Genomic DNA, 1,903 nt, shown 5'->3' on the forward strand with positions numbered 1-1,903 from the left:
ACTCTTACGATGAATTAGAAAAACTTACAAATAATGCAGAGGAAATTTTACAAAGATTAGGATTACCTTATAGGGTAGTAATGCTTAGCACAGGAGATTTAGGATTTTCGTCAGCAAAAACCTACGATTTAGAAGTATGGATGCCTAGCTATGGTAGATATGTGGAAATTTCGTCCTGTAGTAATTTTGAAGATTATCAGGCTAGACGAGCCAGTTTAAGATATCGAAGGAAAGACAATAAGAAAGTAGAGTATGTTCATACACTAAATGGTTCTGGGTTGGCAGTAGGGAGAACTCTAGCTGCATTACTAGAAAACTATCAACAAGAAGATGGTAGCATAATAATTCCAGAAGCATTAAGACCATATGCCAAAAATTTAGAACGAATACAAAAATAAGTTCTCGCTGCGGTGCCAGGCACCGTAGCGAGAACTTATTTGTAATACAATTGTAATATTTTGATATAGGTTATAATATTCCTTCAAAAATATAGAATATATATAGATAGAGAATTGAGTTGGGGGTGGGAATTTGAGATTTAAAAGGAAAACATCTATTATTTTAATATTTGTTTTGGTCATTGCTTTAGTTGGTTGTAGTGAAACTAATCCAGAGATTTTAACTTTAGTAGTAGATGATTATAATGGTATTGACTTAAATATGATAGACCATTATAAAATAGAAGTGGATTTTGATCCAGTAGATAAAAAATATTCTGCTAATCAAAAGGTCACCTATGTAAATGATACAGGGATAGATTTGAAAGTTTTATATTTCCATCTATACCCTAATGCCTATAATTCAGCAGAAACAGCGCCTATATTGTTTGAGGGAAGTACTTTATCAAAAGAAGAATATATACCCGGTTATATGGAAATAGAAAAAATACAAATAGGAAAAAAGGAAATAGATTATAAAATAGGGGGAATTGGAGATACAATTTTAAAATTAAATCTTCCTGAAAATTTAAAGGTTAATGAAAAAATTGAAATTGAATTTGTATATAATGTAAAACTTCCAACAAATATAGATAGGTTTGGATTTGGGGACAATGTATTTAATTTTGGGAATTGGTATCCAATAGTTTGTGTATACGATAATACTGGCTGGAACCTTGATCCTTACTACAAAATAGGGGATCCTTTCTATAGCGATATCAGTAATTATGATATAACTATTACAACTCCAAAAGATATTATAGTAGCAGCTAGTGGTAATATTCTTTCTGAAAAGGTCAAAGGAAAGAATAAAACCTATAAAATTGAGGGTAAGTTAATAAGAGATTTTGCTTGGGTAGCCAGTTCTAATTTTATAATATCAGAATCAAAGATAGAAGATACTGTAATTAAAGTATATGGAATGGAAGATAAAGAAAATATGGCAGATTATGTTCTAGAAGTAGGTGAGGATAGCATTGAAATATTTAATAGGATATTTGGTAAATATCCATATGGGGTTTATTCTATAGTAATGACTGAATTTCCTACAGGTATGGAATATCCAGGTATAGTTTTTATAAATAAAGATTATTATAGTACTCACTTTAAAGAACCTTTAGAAAAAGTAATTGTACATGAAACTGCTCATCAATGGTGGTATGGTGTAGTTGGTAACGATCAAATAGATGAAGCATGGTTAGACGAAGCCTTGGCTACCTATTCGGAGGTAATATACATAAATAATAAATATGGTGAGGAAGAAGGGGAAAACTATTATAATTATACTTGTAAAACACCTTATGAATATGGAAAAGAGTATATAGATTCCGATATTATAATAAAACCATTAAAGGATTTTCAAAGTTGGGAAGATTATGGGTTATTAGTATATGTAAAAGGTGCAATTTTTTTAAATGAGATAAAAAAAGACTTTGGAATAGATATATTATATGATATATTAAACA

Annotated in this window: 2 protein-coding genes; both read left to right on the forward strand. The window is 29.9% G+C overall.

Going from position 1 to position 1,903, the window contains the following annotated elements; all coding sequences use genetic code 11:
* Positions 1-398 (forward strand): aminoacyl--tRNA ligase-related protein (locus tag VK998_RS09835; RefSeq protein WP_325227958.1); only part of this gene is annotated, 398 nt, incomplete at its 5' end.
* 133 nt (positions 399-531) lie between these two features.
* The coding region (locus VK998_RS09840) for a M1 family metallopeptidase (RefSeq protein ID WP_325227959.1) at positions 532-1,903 on the forward strand (1,372 nt) is incomplete at its 3' end.

Source organism: Schnuerera sp., assembly GCF_035459645.1.
Lineage (GTDB): Bacteria > Bacillota > Clostridia > Tissierellales > Tepidimicrobiaceae > Schnuerera.